The 15,179-nt window shown below is 65.3% G+C and carries 17 protein-coding genes and 1 pseudogene; 9 read left to right on the top strand and 9 right to left on the bottom strand.

The features are described 5' to 3' along the window. The first annotated feature begins 262 nt into the window (after positions 1-262). Positions 263-1,051 (top strand): S1 family peptidase, encoded by a 789-nt coding sequence (locus ABD932_RS14110; RefSeq protein WP_126396089.1) that lies wholly within the window; start codon positions 263-265, stop codon positions 1,049-1,051. A gap of 182 nt (positions 1,052-1,233) precedes the next feature. Further along, entirely contained in the window at positions 1,234-1,881 is a 648-nt protein-coding gene (locus ABD932_RS14105) for a LysE family translocator (RefSeq protein ID WP_345012418.1), read from the top strand. A 90-nt stretch (positions 1,882-1,971) separates the two neighbouring features. Here the strand turns inward: ABD932_RS14105 and ABD932_RS14100 are convergent, their stop codons facing one another. Further along, entirely contained in the window at positions 1,972-3,093 is a 1,122-nt protein-coding gene (locus ABD932_RS14100) for a winged helix DNA-binding domain-containing protein (protein WP_345012416.1), read from the bottom strand. 159 nt (positions 3,094-3,252) lie between these two features. On the opposite strand from ABD932_RS14100, the gene ABD932_RS14095 reads away from it, so the two are divergent. Then, positions 3,253-4,410 carry a magnesium and cobalt transport protein CorA gene (locus ABD932_RS14095; RefSeq protein WP_345012414.1) on the top strand — a complete coding sequence of 386 codons (1,158 nt, stop codon included), beginning with the start codon at positions 3,253-3,255 and terminating at the stop codon, positions 4,408-4,410. 466 nt (positions 4,411-4,876) lie between these two features. On the opposite strand, the gene ABD932_RS14090 is transcribed toward ABD932_RS14095, so the two are convergent. The 4 genes from ABD932_RS14090 to ABD932_RS14075 form a co-directional block, all read right to left on the bottom strand. Next, positions 4,877-5,311: a hypothetical protein gene (locus tag ABD932_RS14090; RefSeq protein WP_345012413.1), complete on the bottom strand. Its 435-nt coding sequence runs from the start codon at positions 5,309-5,311 to the stop codon at positions 4,877-4,879. Further along, a complete protein-coding gene (locus ABD932_RS14085; RefSeq protein ID WP_345012411.1) occupies positions 5,311-5,928 on the bottom strand; it encodes a hypothetical protein in 618 nt (205 codons plus the stop codon). Before ABD932_RS14085 ends, ABD932_RS14090 begins: the two co-directional genes overlap by 1 nt. A 130-nt stretch (positions 5,929-6,058) precedes the next feature. Next, positions 6,059-6,232 (bottom strand): CsbD family protein, encoded by a 174-nt coding sequence (locus ABD932_RS14080; protein ID WP_345012409.1) that lies wholly within the window; start codon positions 6,230-6,232, stop codon positions 6,059-6,061. 80 nt (positions 6,233-6,312) lie between these two features. Next, positions 6,313-6,477 (bottom strand): hydrophobic protein, encoded by a 165-nt coding sequence (locus ABD932_RS14075; RefSeq protein WP_345012407.1) that lies wholly within the window; start codon positions 6,475-6,477, stop codon positions 6,313-6,315. 709 nt (positions 6,478-7,186) lie between these two features. Here ABD932_RS14075 and ABD932_RS14070 point away from each other — a divergent pair. From ABD932_RS14070 to ABD932_RS14055, 4 genes and pseudogenes are all read left to right on the top strand, one after another. After that, complete coding sequence (locus tag ABD932_RS14070; RefSeq protein WP_345012405.1) at positions 7,187-7,465, top strand: hypothetical protein; 279 nt, start codon at positions 7,187-7,189, stop codon at positions 7,463-7,465. Positions 7,466-7,549: 84 nt separating this feature from the next. Continuing rightward, positions 7,550-7,864 (top strand): annotated as a pseudogene (locus ABD932_RS14065) (transposase); the annotation flags it as partial. Between the two features lie 74 nt (positions 7,865-7,938). Further along, on the top strand, positions 7,939-8,394 hold the full coding sequence (locus tag ABD932_RS14060; RefSeq protein ID WP_345012403.1) for a hypothetical protein: 456 nt from the start codon (positions 7,939-7,941) through the stop codon (positions 8,392-8,394). A 370-nt stretch (positions 8,395-8,764) separates the two neighbouring features. Further along, positions 8,765-10,339 carry an SIR2 family protein gene (locus tag ABD932_RS14055; RefSeq protein WP_345012401.1) on the top strand — a complete coding sequence of 525 codons (1,575 nt, stop codon included), beginning with the start codon at positions 8,765-8,767 and terminating at the stop codon, positions 10,337-10,339. Positions 10,340-10,641: 302 nt separating this feature from the next. Here ABD932_RS14055 and ABD932_RS14050 read toward each other — a convergent pair whose 3' ends face one another. Then, on the bottom strand, positions 10,642-10,890 hold the full coding sequence (locus ABD932_RS14050; protein WP_345012399.1) for a hypothetical protein: 249 nt from the start codon (positions 10,888-10,890) through the stop codon (positions 10,642-10,644). A 36-nt stretch (positions 10,891-10,926) separates the two neighbouring features. Continuing rightward, complete coding sequence (locus ABD932_RS14045) at positions 10,927-11,169, bottom strand: hypothetical protein (protein WP_345012397.1); 243 nt, start codon at positions 11,167-11,169, stop codon at positions 10,927-10,929. Positions 11,170-11,570: 401 nt separating this feature from the next. Between ABD932_RS14045 and ABD932_RS14040 the strand changes: the two genes are divergently transcribed. Both ABD932_RS14040 and ABD932_RS14035 read left to right on the top strand, forming a co-directional pair. Continuing rightward, positions 11,571-12,251 carry a DUF488 family protein, N3 subclade gene (locus ABD932_RS14040; RefSeq protein ID WP_345012395.1) on the top strand — a complete coding sequence of 227 codons (681 nt, stop codon included), beginning with the start codon at positions 11,571-11,573 and terminating at the stop codon, positions 12,249-12,251. Between the two features lie 87 nt (positions 12,252-12,338). After that, positions 12,339-13,157, top strand: coding sequence for a hypothetical protein (locus ABD932_RS14035; RefSeq protein WP_345012393.1), 819 nt, complete (start codon positions 12,339-12,341; stop codon positions 13,155-13,157). Positions 13,158-13,521: 364 nt separating this feature from the next. On the opposite strand, the gene ABD932_RS14030 is transcribed toward ABD932_RS14035, so the two are convergent. After that, complete coding sequence (locus ABD932_RS14030; RefSeq protein WP_345012391.1) at positions 13,522-14,556, bottom strand: hypothetical protein; 1,035 nt, start codon at positions 14,554-14,556, stop codon at positions 13,522-13,524. A gap of 295 nt (positions 14,557-14,851) precedes the next feature. Next, the coding region (locus ABD932_RS14025; RefSeq protein WP_345012388.1) for a transposase family protein at positions 14,852-15,179 on the bottom strand (328 nt) is incomplete at its 5' end.

Raw genomic sequence — 15,179 nt, 5'->3', positions numbered from 1 at the left:
AGGCGCCGGGCGAGGCGCGTTCGGCACACCGTGAGGCGTAGGTTCACCCGTCCTTGTCGGTCAGCGCGGGTTTATCCGGCACGACCGAGGGTTTTCCCTGCCCAACTCCCTTAGGGGGTTCCCTCATTGGGAAGGGGAACTTCCGGGACCTACCTTGTGGATGTGCCGCTCGCCGGGCACACGGAGGTCGGTCCCGCGGCCCCCGTGCACAACCCCCCACACCCGCGCGACCCCCCACCGGCAATCCCCAATGAGGAGACTCATGTTCGGGCTCACCCGTGCCAGAAAGACCGCCGTCGTCACGGCGACCGCTGCCGCCGCCGCGGCCGCACTGCTCAGCGCCCCCACCGCTGAGGCCGCCGACTCGCGCATCGTGGGCGGCACGACGACAACGGCGTCCGCATACCCGTTCATGATGCAGATCACGGACGCCTCGCAGAGCCAGTTCTGCGGTGGCACGCTCGTCTCCGCGACCAAGGTCGTGACCGCCGCGCACTGTCTGGTCGACGAGACCACCAGCAGCGTCCGCGTCGTCGGCGGCCGCACCTACCGCAACGGCACGAACGGCACGGTCAGCCGGGTCAGCGACATCTGGATCCACCCCGACTACACGACCGCCACCGAGGGCAACGACGTGGCCGTGCTGACCCTCTCGACCTCGATGCCGTACACGACGGCCTCGTACGTCGACTCCTCGGACACGGGCGTGTACGCGGCCGGCACCACCGCCCGCATCGTCGGCTGGGGCACCACCTCCTCGGGCGGCAGCTCCTCCAACCAGCTGCGCACGGCGACGGTGCCGACCGTCTCCGACTCCAGCTGCCGCAGCTCGTACGGTTCGGACTTCATCCAGTCCGACATGGTTTGCGCCGGATACACCTCCGGCGGCGTTGACACCTGCCAGGGCGACAGCGGCGGTCCCCTGCTCATCGGGGGCGTCCTGGCAGGGATAGTTTCCTGGGGCGAGGGCTGCGCCCAGGCCGGTTACCCGGGTGTCTACACCCGGCTGACCACCTTCTCGGACGAGGTGACCGAACAGGTCCAGTCGTAGCCGGGATCGGCGCCCAGAAGGTCTCCTGAGCACACCTCAGGTGAATGACCAGGGGGCGTTGCGGGCCTCCACGAGCGGCCCGCAACGCCCCCTATCCATGTTCAGCACCCCTTGCCGGTCACCGTTCTATGTCGGTTGTCAGTGGCACCTGTTTGAATGGCTGCCGGATGGGGGTGATGGGCATGGTGTCCGCAGACCGTCTGCTCGCCTTCGCGGCGATGTCGGTGTTGGTGATCGTGATTCCGGGGCCGAGCGTCCTGTTCGTCATCGGCCGCGCCCTGGCGCACGGCCGTCGCACCGCCGTGGCGACCGCCCTCGGCAATGTCTTCGGCTCGTATCTGCTGGTGGTCGCGGTCGCGGTGGGGATCGGCTCGCTGGTGGAGCGGTCCGTGGCGATCTATCTGGCGGTGAAGCTGGCCGGCGCGGCCTACCTGGTCTACCTGGGCGTGCAGGCGTTCCGGCACCGCAAGGAACTGAAGGCGGCGGCAATACAGGCCCGGCCGCCGGGGCCGGCCCGCGGTGATCTCCGTACGGTCCTCGACGGCGCCCTCGTCGGTGTCACCAACCCCAAGGGCGTGGTGTTCTTCGCTGCCGTACTCCCCCAGTTCGTGGACCACTCGGCGGGCCATGTCCCGCTGCAGATGCTCCTGTTGGGCCTGGTCCCGATCACCATCGGCCTGGTCACGGACACCCTGTGGGGCCTGACCGCGTCGGCGGCCCGCTCCTGGTTCGCCCGCTCCGACCGCAGACTGTCGCTGATAGGCGGCGCGGGCGGGTGCACGATGATCGGGCTCGGCGTGACGGTCGCGGTGACGGGGCGGGCGGAGTGACCGACTGCCTGATGGCAGGGTCTCCGGGGCGGGACGACTGCCAGCGAATGCTGGGGCGGGCGCACTGATGGCAGGCACCAACAGCAGGGGCTAGGGGATGACAGTCCCGAACCGGATGTCGTACGGCGTCTGCGGATGCAGGACCTGCAGCATCCGCTCCCCCTCCTCGGTCACCTCCGCGCGCTGCCCCTTGGTGAGCTCGGTGAACTCCTCGATGACGAGGGCGTCGTCGAGGATCCGCCACACGCCGACGAGGAAGCCGTCGACGAGGAGCGGGCAGTAGACCGTGTTCACCTGCCAGGTGCGGCCGCGGTTCGCGGGCGGGATCACGCGGGTGCGGTCGGCATGGGAGAGGAGGAGGTTGTCGAACTCGGGCAGGAAGCGGGGCGGGGCCGGGGTGTCCGGGTCCGGGCGCGGGGCGTCCGGGAGGTCGAAGAGTTCGACGCCCTTCTCGTCCCGGAAGGTGACCAGCTCGGGGCGGAGCCGTTCGAAGGCCTCGCGCATCCGGGTCAGACCGGACCAGGTCTGCATGTCCTTCACCGAGGCCGGCCCGAAAGCGGCCAGATAGCGCAGGACCGTGGCGTCGGCTGATGCGGCCGGCTCGGCGGGGCGGCCCAGCCAGTGCTCGGCGGTGGTGAGGGCGACCTGGGCGCTGCGGCCCCACATGCCGCGCGGGGTGACCTGGACGAGAGGAAGTTTGCAGCGGGCGGCGACGGCCAGGGACTGCGGGTCGGCGTCGGGCCACTCGCCGCCGAGGGCCTCGCGGAGCTGCTTCATGGTGCGGGGCTCGGCCTCGACGAGGTCGCGGGCGAGCAGGGCGAGCCGGTCCAGGTCGACGCCGACGAGACCTTTGCGGAAGTAGTTGATCTCCCGGTCCCGGGCGGGCTGCACCAGCGGGCGCAGGGTGAGGCTGTCGGCGGCGGTGTGCAGATGGATCGTGGAGCGCATGGTGACGATGCGCACGGCCGCGCGGTCGGCGAGCAGCCCCGACAGTTCCTCGGGCGTGAAGCCGTCGAGGCGGGCGGCCAGCGCGTAGTACGGCGGCTTGACCTCCTGGGCCTGGAGGCCTACCAGGTGCTCCACGGCGGCGAGGGCGGAGAGCGGGGAGCGGCGCAGGAGCAGCTGCCGGTCGAGGGTGGCGCGGTTGAGGGCGCGGGTGCTGAGCACAGAGCCCGCTGCGGCCGTCGTCTTCTTGGTGCTGCGCTTCGTCATACCGGGCACGCTAGCGAGAGTTGCGGACAGCTTCCGTCCGCAACTGTCGCGGAATCCAGACGCGGAATCCAGAGAGGGGCCCGCCCCGCCCATGCGATTCGCCCCGTATATCCTGCTCCGAGATCACATACTCGTCGTCCCGACCGGGAGGCAGCCGCGATGTCCGAGCGACGCGCCCGCCCCGCCTCGAAGAACCCCATGAAGTCCGCCTGGCGCCGAGCCCTCACTCCCCCGTCGCCACCGGAGCAGCCGCCGGCACCTCCGGCCCGCTCCGCGACCCCCGACTCCTCCGAGGTGGCGAGCGTCGTGCAGGCGGCGCTGTACCGGGACGGCGTGCGCGTGTCCTCGCCCGCCACCCTCGCCGAGACCTACCGCGAGCTGCGCGACCAGCCGTCCGGCATGGCATGGATCGGCCTGGCCCGCCCCACGGAGGCGGAGCTCCTCTCCCTGGCCGCAGAGTTCGACCTGCACCCCCTCGCGGTGGAGGACGCGATGGAGGCACACCAGCGGCCCAAGCTGGAGCGCTACGGCGACACGCTCTTCGTGGTCCTGCGCGCGGCCCGCTATCTCGACGCGCCCGAGGAGGTCGACTTCGGCGAGCTCCATGTGTTCGTCGGCCCCGACTTCGTGATCACGGTCCGCCATGGCGCGGCCCCCGATCTGTCGGCGGTGCGCCGGCGCATGGAGGAGACGCCTGAGCTGCTCAAACTCGGCCCGGAGGCGGTGCTCTACGCGATACTGGACGCGGTCGTCGACGGCTACGAGCCGGTGGTGGTGGGCGTCCAGAACGACATCGACGAGATCGAGACCGAGGTCTTCCGCGGCGACCCCGAGGTCTCCCGCCGCATCTACGAACTCTCCCGCGAAATGGTCGAGTTCCAGCGCGCCACCCGCCCGCTGGTCGGCATGCTGCACGGTTTGATGGCGGGCTTCTCCAAGTACGGCACGGACGAGGAACTCCAGCGCTACCTCCGCGACGTGGCCGACCACGTCACCCACACCAGCGAGCGCGTCGACGGCTTCCGCCAGGCCCTCACGGAGATCCTCACGGTCAACGCGACGCTGGTCACCCAGCAGCAGAACGCGGAGATGCGGGCGCTGGCGGAGGCGGGGTTCGAGCAGAACGAGGAGATCAAGAAGATCTCGTCTTGGGCGGCCATTCTGTTCGCGCCGACGCTGGTCGGGACGATCTACGGGATGAACTTCAAGCACATGCCGGAGTTGCACTGGGTGCTCGGATACCCCTTTGCCATCACCCTGATGGGGATTGTTTGTACCAGTTTGTACGTCATCTTCAAGCGGCGGGACTGGCTCTGAGTAATCACCGTGGAGGGCTGCCGTCCTGAGTATGTGCAGCTCCGATCGCAGGCGTGGATGACGCGTTCGAGGCCGCTGGGGAGTGTCTGGGGAGAATGAGCCGCGCACCGTTCGGGGCGCCTCCTGCGATCGTAGGCGTTGGCATGCGAAAGCCCCGCCCACTGCGATGGTGGCTCGGAGCGCCGACCGTCACGGACCGTAGCCGCCTTCCGGGCCGCAGTTCGTCAGGCGGCACGCCGCACAGTCCGAGGCCAGGGCGGTCCTCGGACCGCCGAGCGAAGCAGGCCGAGTGGGCGCAAGGCGGCACGAGTGATGCCGGTCGTGCCGAACGCCGTTGCCGACCGTGACTGTGATTCCGGCGAGCCGTGGGATCCCCCTGGTTCCAGAACACGGCCGCCGCGGTCCGACCGGCGTGGTGTTCGCCGGTCGGACCGCGGCGGCCGTGCTTCCCGCGGAGGCGACGGGATCAGTGACCGGCAGACGCTGACATGTACAGCAGCCGATCGGTGATCTCCCGATACCGCGTGAGCGCGAGCCGTAGTTCCTCGGTCTGCACATCGGTGTCCGGGGCCTGCCAACCTGAGCGCAGGACGCGCCGTCGTTCCGCGAGGGCGTCGGTGAACTGGGTGGCGACCTCGTCGAAGACTGCGTCGGCCTCTTCCACCGCCTGGAGCGGGTTGTCGACGAAGGTGGTCAGGGCCTGCTGGAGGCGCAGGGTCAGCTTGTCCCGGTCACTCTGCGGGATCAGGTCCGGGCCGGGCTCGCGATCGGGGCCGTCGGTGCTGGTGCCGGGCTCACGTGGTGCGTGAGCGGATTCGGTGCGGGGTCCCTGCGGGGCGAGCTGTGTCGGATCCGGGCTCCCAGGCTGGGGTCGCGGTGTGTGTGCGGCGTCGTGGGACATCAGGTGCTACTTCCCTTCGCGTTGCGTCGGGTCAGTGGCCATGGCGCGTGGCCTTGGCCATCAGGGGCGGAGGGCCGGGGCGGGTCGGCCGGCTGTTCGGTGACCAGCGCCTCGAAGAGACTTCGGGCTTCGACCATGGCCTCCCGCATTTCCTCGGTGCCGCTCTGGCCGCGGGCCGCCGCGTGCATGCTGCGGTAGCCCTGGACGTAGTGGGCGTGATGGACGGAGAGGGCGGCGATCTGCTCCTCGAACCGCTCGCCGTCGGGGAAGCCGCGATCCCTTGCCAGGCGCGCCAGCAGTGCGTCCGCCTCGGTGACGGCCTGCTGAGGTGATGCGACGAACTGCTCCTGGACGGCGGCCCATCGCGTCACATAGCGCTCGCGGGCCGCGGGCGACAGCGGCTGCTCCGTGAGGGAGCCGTGCTCCTTCACACGCGCGCCGAGTTCCTGTTCGGCGGCCCTGGTGTCGCCGTCGTGGTCGGCGACTGTGCGGGCGTACTCGGGGCCGAAGCGGCGCTTCAGTCCCTGCCCGCCACTGCCCCGGGCTCGTCCACGTCCGGTGTAGAGGAGGATGGCCAGGACGATGACGATCACGGCGGTGATCACGACGGTGAGCATGGCTGCCTTCTTTGGCTCTCGGTTCGCGCGTTGGTCTGCTTCATTGCCGTCAATTCCTGTCGGCTGATCGGGCGTTCGGGCCTGCCGGGTGGTCTCCACGCGACGTGGGCACCACCCGGGGCGTTTGTGGTCACGGCCTGAAGGCGTCTTTGGCCTTGTCGCCGGACTGCTTCAGGGTTCCGACGACCCGGTCGGTCCTGCCTTCGCGCTGCAGTCGCCTGTTTCGGGTGGTCCGGCCGATGCGCTCGGTGATCCGGCCCTTGAGTGCCTGTGTCTTGTGCCTGATGGTCTGTCCGACGCTCATGGTCGGCCCCCTGCTGAGTGGGTTCCCGCGTGATCGCCGTACAGGCCGCTCCCGCGGGCAGGATCGAGGTCCGGAACGGACTACCTGCGGCTGTACCGGCCCCTGCCACCGCCGCGCCCGCGCATCGCGAAGCCGACGATCCAGACGACCAGCAGTACGGCGGCGACCCACCACAGGATCTGCATCGTGAAGCCGAACCCGAACACCACCAGGATCAGCAGAAAGAGAAGGATCCACAGAATCATTGCCGGGCCTCCAGATCGCGGGGATTTCCTTGATTCCGCGGGGTCCGGGCGAAGCGGGAAGGTGGAATGCGTCGCCGAGTGATCCGGAGAGGCATAGCCCTACGCCGTGCTGTCAGTCAACGCCCGGCAACCTTCCTTGTCAACGCGGTGTCGACACTGAGGAGTTCTGGGAGCCGGCTGGGGCCGCCGGGGGGAACGGAGGCTCGGCGGGGGCTTCGGCCGGCTCGGTCCGCGGCGTCGGCAGGATGTGGTCCTCCCACCAGGACAAGGCCATCACGGTGGCGAGCAGGACGAAGGGGGTCGAGGCGGGAACGATCAGCGCGTACATGTGTATCGCCTGTCGGTGGTACTTGCGACACGGCGGACAGCGGATGGGCGGTGCCCGCATGGGGCGCATCGAGGCCGCGCCGGGATCGCGTGGCGACGGCGGGTGCGGAAGCGGCCCGTTGGGGGCGGGGCAGGTTCCGGCACTGATGCACGAGGTGCGCCCTCGAAGGAGCGCGAGAGGTGATCGACGCTGCCGGGGACTCGGGCCGTACCGCACACGCTAGCCCTCGCCGCACTCCCTGGACAGATGTCAAGTGGCCATCCGGTCCCGGCGGAGCACGCTGACGTGGGTCGCTATCCGCAACCTCCAGGGAGGGCTACGCTGTTCGTACAGGCCCCAGCCCCCGGCAGTAATGCTTTGTTCCGCTCCGGGAGGCCCGCCGTGTTCGTTCTGCTTCTCATCCTGATCGTGGTCTTGTTCGGCCTCGGCTTCATCAACCCCCTCTGGTGGGGGGCCGCAGCCGTATTGGTCTTCGGCGCCACCCGGCACGGCCGCGATCGCGGGGGAGGGTGGATCCGTGACGACGGTTCCGATCTCGGGGACTACCGGGACTACGAGAACCGCCGGGATCGTCAGGACCGCTGGAACCGTCGCTACAGCCGCCGACACCGGGCGCGCTGGAGGCGCGAGGACCATCGGGACCATGAACGCCGCGGGTGACCGATGAAGTTGCCCGACATCCAGAGAATCCGGGGCGGCTTCAACCACACCGGACACGTGGAATTCGTGGAGAGGTAGATGCCATACACCGACGCCGGCCACCTGGCCTCAGCAGCCGGGCTGGTTCCCGTCCCACGCGACTCCGGCCGCCGCACGGGCAACATGCACCGGCCCAAGCGATACAGCCGCCGCCTCCGCAGGGTCTTCTATCTATCCGCGCAGACCAGCATCATCGGCGACGGCCCCAACCGGGAGTACTACCTCAGAAAACGCAGCGAGGGATGCAAACACGTTCAGGCCTTCATCGCCCTCGCGCGGCGACGGACCAGCGTGCTGTGGGCTCTGCTACGCGACAACAGGGCCTTCGCCCCCATACCGCCCACCACGCAGGCGGCTTGACTCAAGCGTTGAATCTCCGCCGACCTCGTCACGGACGATTAAAGTCACGTCGTGCCACCGTTAACGGGAGCCCAATGATCAAGATTGAATATCGCCAGACTGGCCCGTATGTGGACCAAGGCCAGGAGCACCAGGAAGAAGTAGACCTCGCCTCGGCCAGCCGTGCTGACCTGCGCTGGTACTACTTCCTGTCCGACCTTACGTTCACGATCGACGAGGCCGAGCTGACCCCGCCGTGGTCGTGGACACCCGTGTTCGACTTCCTGTGGTCGATGAAGGGTGCACTCGAACACTTGGAGCGGGGCGAACACACGACGATCGGCTTCACCGAGAACGCCGAGCTGATCAGCTTCGTCCCGGAAGGCGAGAAGGTTCGAGTCTCGTGCACGTACACAGCGGCAGAAGCGGTCTGTGAACGCGTTGATCTCAGGACCGCCTGGCTGGCCTTTCGAGAGGCCGTGCTGACGCAGCTCAGCGTCAAGTATCCGAGGCTCGCGGCTAACCCAGTGTTCGCAGAGCTCCAGCTCTGAAAGTGTCTGGCTGAGGCGGCCCGGGCAGCTTACGCCGGGTCGACGCCACACCGGCAGCATGGTTGAGGCCGGTGGGGGTGCAGCGAGGCACACGCGCGCCTGATCGGTCAGCGTGCCCCGCCGTCGTGGCTGACTTTCGTCGGCTGAGGCACAACCAACCGACCTCCGAGACGAGGTGCCGCCCGCTCTGATGAGGGCGCCCCCACGGCCTTGACTCGGTCATTGAAACTCCAGCCCAAAGCCGCTCCGCCGACCTACTCGGGATCGCGGCCAGACGTGCGCTTACAACATCCAGACGATCAGTTCCAAGACCTGAGCAGCTGGACAGACCCGCCGTCAAATGAGTGTCGCTCGGCGTACAGTGCGTCACATGACCGTAGTACGCGCCAAGTTGGCCGCCCACTTGCACCGGCTCACAACGCCGTTTCTGTTCGTCGGTTCGGGCCTCTCTCGACGCTACATCGGCACAGAAGACTGGGAGGGCCTGCTCCGTCGGTTCGCAAGCCTCACCCCTCGCCCCTATGAATTCTACAAAACCAGTGCTGAAGGACATCTTCCCACCGTTGCATCAAAAATTGCGGAGGTATTTCACGAAATCTGGTGGGAGAAAGAAGAATTTTCAAAAAGCCGGAGAGACTGGTCCTCTTCACTTCAGGGCGTCGAATCAGCCCTGAAGGTGGAAATCGCCAAACATCTCTCAAACATGCCGCCCCTCGACGCCCTGGCAGCGCCACTAAACACCGAGATTGACCTCCTCAAGCGAGCAGTAGTCGACGGCATCATTACCACGAACTATGATCCACTACTAGAAACCATCTTCTCTGATTTCCACACCTTTACAGGGCAAGACGACTTGCTGTTCTCCACTTCCCAAGGAATCGGAGAGATCTACAAGATTCACGGCAGCTACTCCGTTCCCGACAGCCTTGTTTTGACCGCCAAAGATTATGCCAATTTTGAAGAGAGAAACGCTTACCTCGCAGCCAAGCTGATGACGATCTTCGTTGAGCATCCGGTGATCTTTCTGGGGTACTCTCTTGGAGATCAGAATGTCACGATGATCTTGCAGTCAATCGCTAAGTGCTTGACACAAGATAACATTGAGAACCTGAGAGACCGCCTAATCTTTGTTCAGTGGGAACCGGGCGCTGAGCCTTCAGTTGATCCCTACACGATCATGATGGACGATTACCCTCTCTCTGTTCTTAGAGTGACGGTTAATGACTTCGTGGACGTCTTCACGGTCCTCTCAGAATTGAAGAGGTCATTTCCGGCGAAGCTGTTGCGTCGACTCAAGGAGCAAGTCTACGACCTCGTCCTTGGCGACGATCCACACAACCGGCTCGTCGTTGCAGACATCGACGACAAGGCGAAAAATGACGACATTGAAGTGGTGTTCGGCGTCGGAATTCACGCCAAGATTGGGACGCAGGGATACGTCGGACTCAAGAGATGGGACATCATCGAGGACGTCGTGGATGGAAAGTCCGAATTCGACGCGGGCGCCATAGTCACTCAGGTACTTCCGGGCCTACTGAAGGGCTCGGGGAACCTTCCCGTCTACAAGTACCTCGCAGAGTACGACGCACTGGACGAGGCCGGCGACGTGAAGACTGACCTCGGAATCGATCCGAGAATCCTGACCATGGCTGAAAAAAGCAAGGGCGGTATCTCCACCGGCGAATGGCATAAGAAAAACTCTGCCCGCTTCCTAGAGGGAGTCCTCGGCATCGCAGACCTTCTAGAGAAGAAGGGCGTGGATGGAGTCGTGAATTACGGGGTTTACCTTAACCCTGAAATCGTGTCGATCGATGAACTGCGCAGCTTTTTGGAAACGCATAAGCACTTGAAGGATGAGACGTGGGAAGCCACGCAATACGTCAAGCTTACTTGCTTTCTTGATTGGCTCTCATATGGACGCCGAAACCAAAAGCAACCGGACTAGCGCTAATGGTACCAATGTTCAGGTGCCCGTCCGCGTCAACGACCCTTTGAAGTAGACATATGCCTCGAAAAGGTCGCACAATGCCAGGGCGCTACGTCTGGCTACCGCACCATGCGGTCCAAGCATGCATTCGCCTATCCGAGCGACACACCCAGGCTTTCAAAGAGGCACGTCATTTCATAATTGACGTAGTTGCTTTCCTTGCCATTATGGCAAACCCGCCAGCCGGGTTACGGCGAACTCGTCAAGACGTGCTGGATGGCCTGACCATGGTCACCGAACTGAAAGTCCTTGTTGAATCATCAGAGGAGCAGCCGCTGCGCGAGGCGAGGCGGCGAGGGATCCCTTTCAAGGACATAGCCGACTCGATGGCCATGAGCAGCAGGCAGGCAGCCGAACAGCGCTTCATCCGAATCGTTGGCGGCCGAGGAAAAGCCGAGCAGGAGCACATGAATCGGCGCCGCAAGAAGCGCCTCGGATACGTCATAGACGCACAGCACCGACACGAGAACCACAGGGAAAACCTCCTGCTCATGTTCCGTCACCTTCAACTTGAGCGCGATCTACCTGAGGAACTGGCGGAGGATTCAGATCTCTAGGAGCATCTCCCCTTTTTCCAGAAATTTGCCGTAGCGCGAGGAGACCGCCTGAGATTGCTGTGATCTGCTCAGGAGAACAAACTGCGAGCAGAAAATCAGCAAGCAGATTTGAACGAAGAGGCCGAGGTCTAAGCTGCGCACCAACTGAGCTATCCGCGCACGCCCGGCATTGAATGTCGGAAGCATTTCACCCCCGTTGGCAGATAAATGAAGCACCGACGCATTAATCATGCCAATACCCCTTCAGCCTCTTACGGATCAAGAGAAAATTATCCTGCTCTATAGGCGGACACGTCAGTCAGCCTCGCAGGTAGACGCCCCCGTAACGGCTGGGCGGTCAACGATTAATTGACTAGGTGCTCATCCTCTGCGCAAGAAGGCACTGCTATGGGACGTCTAGGTCTCTGCTGCGCGATGCCCGGAGGGAACCGTCGACGTGACCGGGCGAGGCGAGAGGCGCACCGGCCCAGGGCCGAAGGAGTCACCCAAGTTGCCTCGGGGTGAAGAGGCCGTGCCTCAAAACCGCCATCTTGACAATGAACTACCAGGTCAGGGCCCTCGCGAATCCTGCCCTGTAACTGACCAGGAGCACACGATGCCCAGCCGCCTCAAAGCCCATTAGGATCACGACCATGGCAGGCCATCACTCAGCGCGTCCCAATAACCACGCATGTGCCCTCGCCCAGCGGGTTCGAGCGTTGCGGGAGGCCCGCGGGTGGACGCGGGAGCGGCTCGCCAAGGAGGCTTGCATCGCCGTCGGAACGCTGGCCCGTCTGGAGAGCGAGGGAGCGATTCAGCCAAGCTTCTTCACCGTTGGAGCGGTTGCCGAGGCTCTTGCGGTCTCCCTCGACGAGCTCTTCCGGGAGAGCAAGGTGACTCCCGGCCTCTGGTCCGCTGGGTACGAAGGCCGAGACATCGACTCCTTCGTGACCTCGCTCCGCGACAGTCGTATCGAGGTCGTGGCGGACGTACGGCTTACGCCGATCAGCCGCAAGAAGGGCTTCAGCAAGACCCGCCTCGGGGAAGCACTTGCCGAGGCCGGCATCGAATACACGCACCTACGGAGCCTGGGAAATCCCAAGGACAACCGGGCACCGTTCTGGGACGGCCGCCTCGACGTGGGCCGGGCCCGGTTTCGTGGAGTGCTGCGGTCCGAGGACGCACAGACCGATCTTGAGCGTCTCGCGGAGCATGCCCGGCAGTCCCGGGTCGCGGTGCTGTGCTTCGAGAAGGACGAGAGCCGCTGCCACCGGAAGATCGTTCTGGACATGGTCCGCAAGCGGGCCGCGGTGCCTGTAACTCCCCTGGCCTGACTTCATCCCTTATCTCCGTACGCGCCCTTGCCGGTGCCGCATGCCTCTTTTCCAATCGGATCGGGAGATTCACTGGAGGGGGCAACCATGGGATCGGGAAAGTGGCAGCGGGCACGGATCATGATCACGGTCAAGACCTATCCGGAACTGTCGACGAAGTACCACGAGACGAGTTGCGTGGCTGGCGTACGGCTCGACCAGGGGGCACCCCAGCATGTGCGGCTCTTCCCGGTTCCCTTTCGGTTGCTGAGCGAAGAAAGCCAGTTCGCCAAGTACTCGATCGTCGAGGTCGACGTGCAGCGGCACCATGGGGACCGCCGCCCCGAGAGCTTGCGCCCTAATCTGCAGTCTCTCAAGGTCATCGAGCGTCTCGGCACGGCGGACGGCTGGCGCGAACGCTTTTCGCATGTTCGACCCCTCGTGGCGCCGTCCCTGTGCTCCATAAGGCGGGACCAGGAAACGCGGGGTACGTCGCTCGGCGTCTTCCGCCCAGCGGAGTTCAATGGCTTCCGCTTCGCTCCTGCCGAGCCCTGGCCTGCTTCTAAGGCGGCCCTAGCAGATCAGTTGGATCTACTTGCCCAGGACCTTCGCCAACTGGAATGGGTGCCGCTTGAGTTCCGGTACAGCTTCCGATGTGCGGATCAGGTGTGCGGTGGTCACGACATGGGGCTGAGGGACTGGGAGGCGGGCGAGTCGTACCGTAAATTCCTTCGTCAGTACGGGAAGGACGACGTGGAGGAGAAGCTGCGCGAGCGCTGGTTCGACCGGATGGTCACTCCGGAGAAGGCCGTGCACTGCTTCGTCGGAAACGTCGCGGCCCGTCCCAAGACTTTTCTGCTGCTGGGCCTCTTCTATCCGCGACGGGATGTCGTCGAGAACTTCCAGGAGAGTCTGTTCGACCTGTGACGGTGCATGCCGGGCTGTCGGTCCCAGCTCTGCAGTGATTTGCTCCAGATCCACCACGAAACCATCGTGCCAGCGAGCCCACGCGGCTGCGCCGTTCTGACATCCACGAGTGACATCAACGGCTCGGGACGTCAGCAATCCTAGGCGGTCGGGCATCGCCAGGACGGCCGGGCGGCTCCCCAGCGGTACCGGGGAGTGATCGAACTCCTAAGGCGATTGTCAGCCCACCTGGCCGGCTCGAACGGGCTCGCCCTCCACAACAGGCCAGCGCTGCGAGTCTGCAGCTATCGCACCACGGTCACTGGCGAGACGTGACAACGCCCCCAATACGCGCGAGTTCGCTGGTGGAGCGCGGCCGTGGGTATCAGTCCCGGGCCTGCGTGAACCTGCGCCGACGAGCCGCCCCAGCCGTACTAGGCTCCGGTGTCTCAAGAGCCGTGGGCACCGCAGCTGGCGGACCGATCACAGCACGACGACGTCGCGACAGGAAGCGCAGCGGTCGTAGCCAGCGGTGGCGGGACCAGCCTGAGCCGTTGCGGAGTTCGGCATAGCGCACCACCGCGTCTGGGCTCTGAGTGCGGATCCACATCGGTCTGCCGACCATGATGCGCTCAGCTCCCGCCGATTCGCCCTCAAGGCGCCACCGGGCAGGGTCGAGCACGACATCGGTGTAGATCTCGGCGAAGAATTCGCAGTCGCCGGCGTGGCCGATGGTGAAGCCGCGTGTCTCTGGTCTGCCCACATGCTCGCCGCTGGTGCTTGAGAAACCCTGGTCCAGGGCGATCTTCAAGGCCTCCACGGATCGCGCTTGCTCGTCGTCCCACTGGGAAGTGTTCTGCGTCCCCCGGCTTCGCAGGAGCTCCTCGATTGCCGGCGCCGCCGAGGACGTCCAGCCGTTGTCGAAGCCGTCGCTAGGCCCGAAGCCGCGGAGATTGTCCTTGCTACCGAAGAGGCAGAGATCGACCCGCCGACCGTTCGCGCTGCGAAGTTGGACATGCATGACAACGCCGCCCTGGGCGTGCCACGCAGCGAACTCCGCGAATTCGACCTTGCCAACACCTGTGATGTAGGAAGCTGGGGGCTCCGTGTCGAGATCTTCAACGGCGGCGGTACCGATGTGCCGCTTAACCCTGCGCGCCTCCTCAAACCGGTTCCGGGTGACGCGCGCCTGTTGCCCAAAGCTACTCTGGAGACCGGGCACGGACAGGCCAACTGTCCAGGTCCTTCGCCCCGCGAGTTCGATTCCGTTCTCCTCGGCAACCCGTTGGATCGCCCGGTCGGACCAGTAGACATACCTGCCGACCTCGCTACCGCTGGACACCATCCGACCTTGCCTTCCGTTCATCACATCTGCAGGGCGCAGACGCTCATGCTGGCACCCCAGGCGCGTGGACTTCACGAGAACAGCAGCTTCGTCCCCCGGCAGTCCCGCCTTCGCTCTTCAGACTCCACGACCAGACCACGAAGGTCGGGCCTGGGGAAGCCAATTGGGAGAACCGCACCGCCTGGCAGCGGAACCGGATGGTCAAGGCAGGGCTTCTCAAGCCGTACGAACGGCACGGTGATCCCTGTGCACTCACCGGGGCAGAGTGGGCAGCTCACCATGCTCTTGCATCCGTTCAGAGACGAACTCGAAGCTGAGGCTGCGGGGCTAGGTCACCAGCCCTACCCATCGCGGGGATAAGTGAGCTCTTTCAGCGTTGGCGCTCCAGGGTGAGGACGGCGGCGGCGATTGACGTCATTCGATTCGGGCTGCACCGGGCTCTGCGGAAGATCCGCCATGACTTCAGTCGTGCGATGCCACGCTCGACCGGTGCCCGTGCCGCAGACAGCGCACGGTTAACGGTCTGTTGGGTGGGTGTGAGGTCACGGCCCGGCGGGCGTCTGAGGGCCGTCGTCACCCATGAGCCGGCTCCCATATAGGCACGGTCGGCGAGCACCGGGACGCCCTGGCGCTCACAGATCCGGATGATCCGGTGGGTGCGGGCCGCGGTGAGGTCGTGCGCACGGCCGGGCAGTGCG

Origin of the sequence: Streptomyces shaanxiensis, assembly GCF_039537145.1 — a bacterium.
In the GTDB taxonomy this organism is placed as follows: domain Bacteria; phylum Actinomycetota; class Actinomycetes; order Streptomycetales; family Streptomycetaceae; genus Streptomyces; species Streptomyces shaanxiensis.
Note: the sequence above shows the minus strand (reverse complement) of the source record. Positions and strands in the feature narration are given on the sequence as shown.

Bases quoted from the DNA above. Each gene is read 5' to 3' on its own strand.
- ABD932_RS14105 (WP_345012418.1), top strand. From the start codon at position 1,234: ATGGTGTCCGCAGACCGTCTGCTCGCCTTCGCGGCGATGTCGGTGTTG.
- ABD932_RS14040 (WP_345012395.1), top strand. From the start codon at position 11,571: ATGGCAGGCCATCACTCAGCGCGTCCCAATAACCACGCATGTGCCCTC.
- ABD932_RS14035 (WP_345012393.1), top strand. From the start codon at position 12,339: ATGGGATCGGGAAAGTGGCAGCGGGCACGGATCATGATCACGGTCAAG.
- ABD932_RS14055 (WP_345012401.1), top strand. From the start codon at position 8,765: ATGACCGTAGTACGCGCCAAGTTGGCCGCCCACTTGCACCGGCTCACA.
- ABD932_RS14110 (WP_126396089.1), top strand. From the start codon at position 263: ATGTTCGGGCTCACCCGTGCCAGAAAGACCGCCGTCGTCACGGCGACC.
- ABD932_RS14060 (WP_345012403.1), top strand. From the start codon at position 7,939: ATGATCAAGATTGAATATCGCCAGACTGGCCCGTATGTGGACCAAGGC.
- ABD932_RS14100 (WP_345012416.1), bottom strand. From the start codon at position 3,093: ATGACGAAGCGCAGCACCAAGAAGACGACGGCCGCAGCGGGCTCTGTG.
- ABD932_RS14075 (WP_345012407.1), bottom strand. From the start codon at position 6,477: ATGATTCTGTGGATCCTTCTCTTTCTGCTGATCCTGGTGGTGTTCGGG.
- ABD932_RS14045 (WP_345012397.1), bottom strand. From the start codon at position 11,169: ATGATTAATGCGTCGGTGCTTCATTTATCTGCCAACGGGGGTGAAATG.
- ABD932_RS14085 (WP_345012411.1), bottom strand. From the start codon at position 5,928: ATGCTCACCGTCGTGATCACCGCCGTGATCGTCATCGTCCTGGCCATC.
- ABD932_RS14095 (WP_345012414.1), top strand. From the start codon at position 3,253: ATGTCCGAGCGACGCGCCCGCCCCGCCTCGAAGAACCCCATGAAGTCC.
- ABD932_RS14080 (WP_345012409.1), bottom strand. From the start codon at position 6,232: ATGAGCGTCGGACAGACCATCAGGCACAAGACACAGGCACTCAAGGGC.
- ABD932_RS14090 (WP_345012413.1), bottom strand. From the start codon at position 5,311: ATGTCCCACGACGCCGCACACACACCGCGACCCCAGCCTGGGAGCCCG.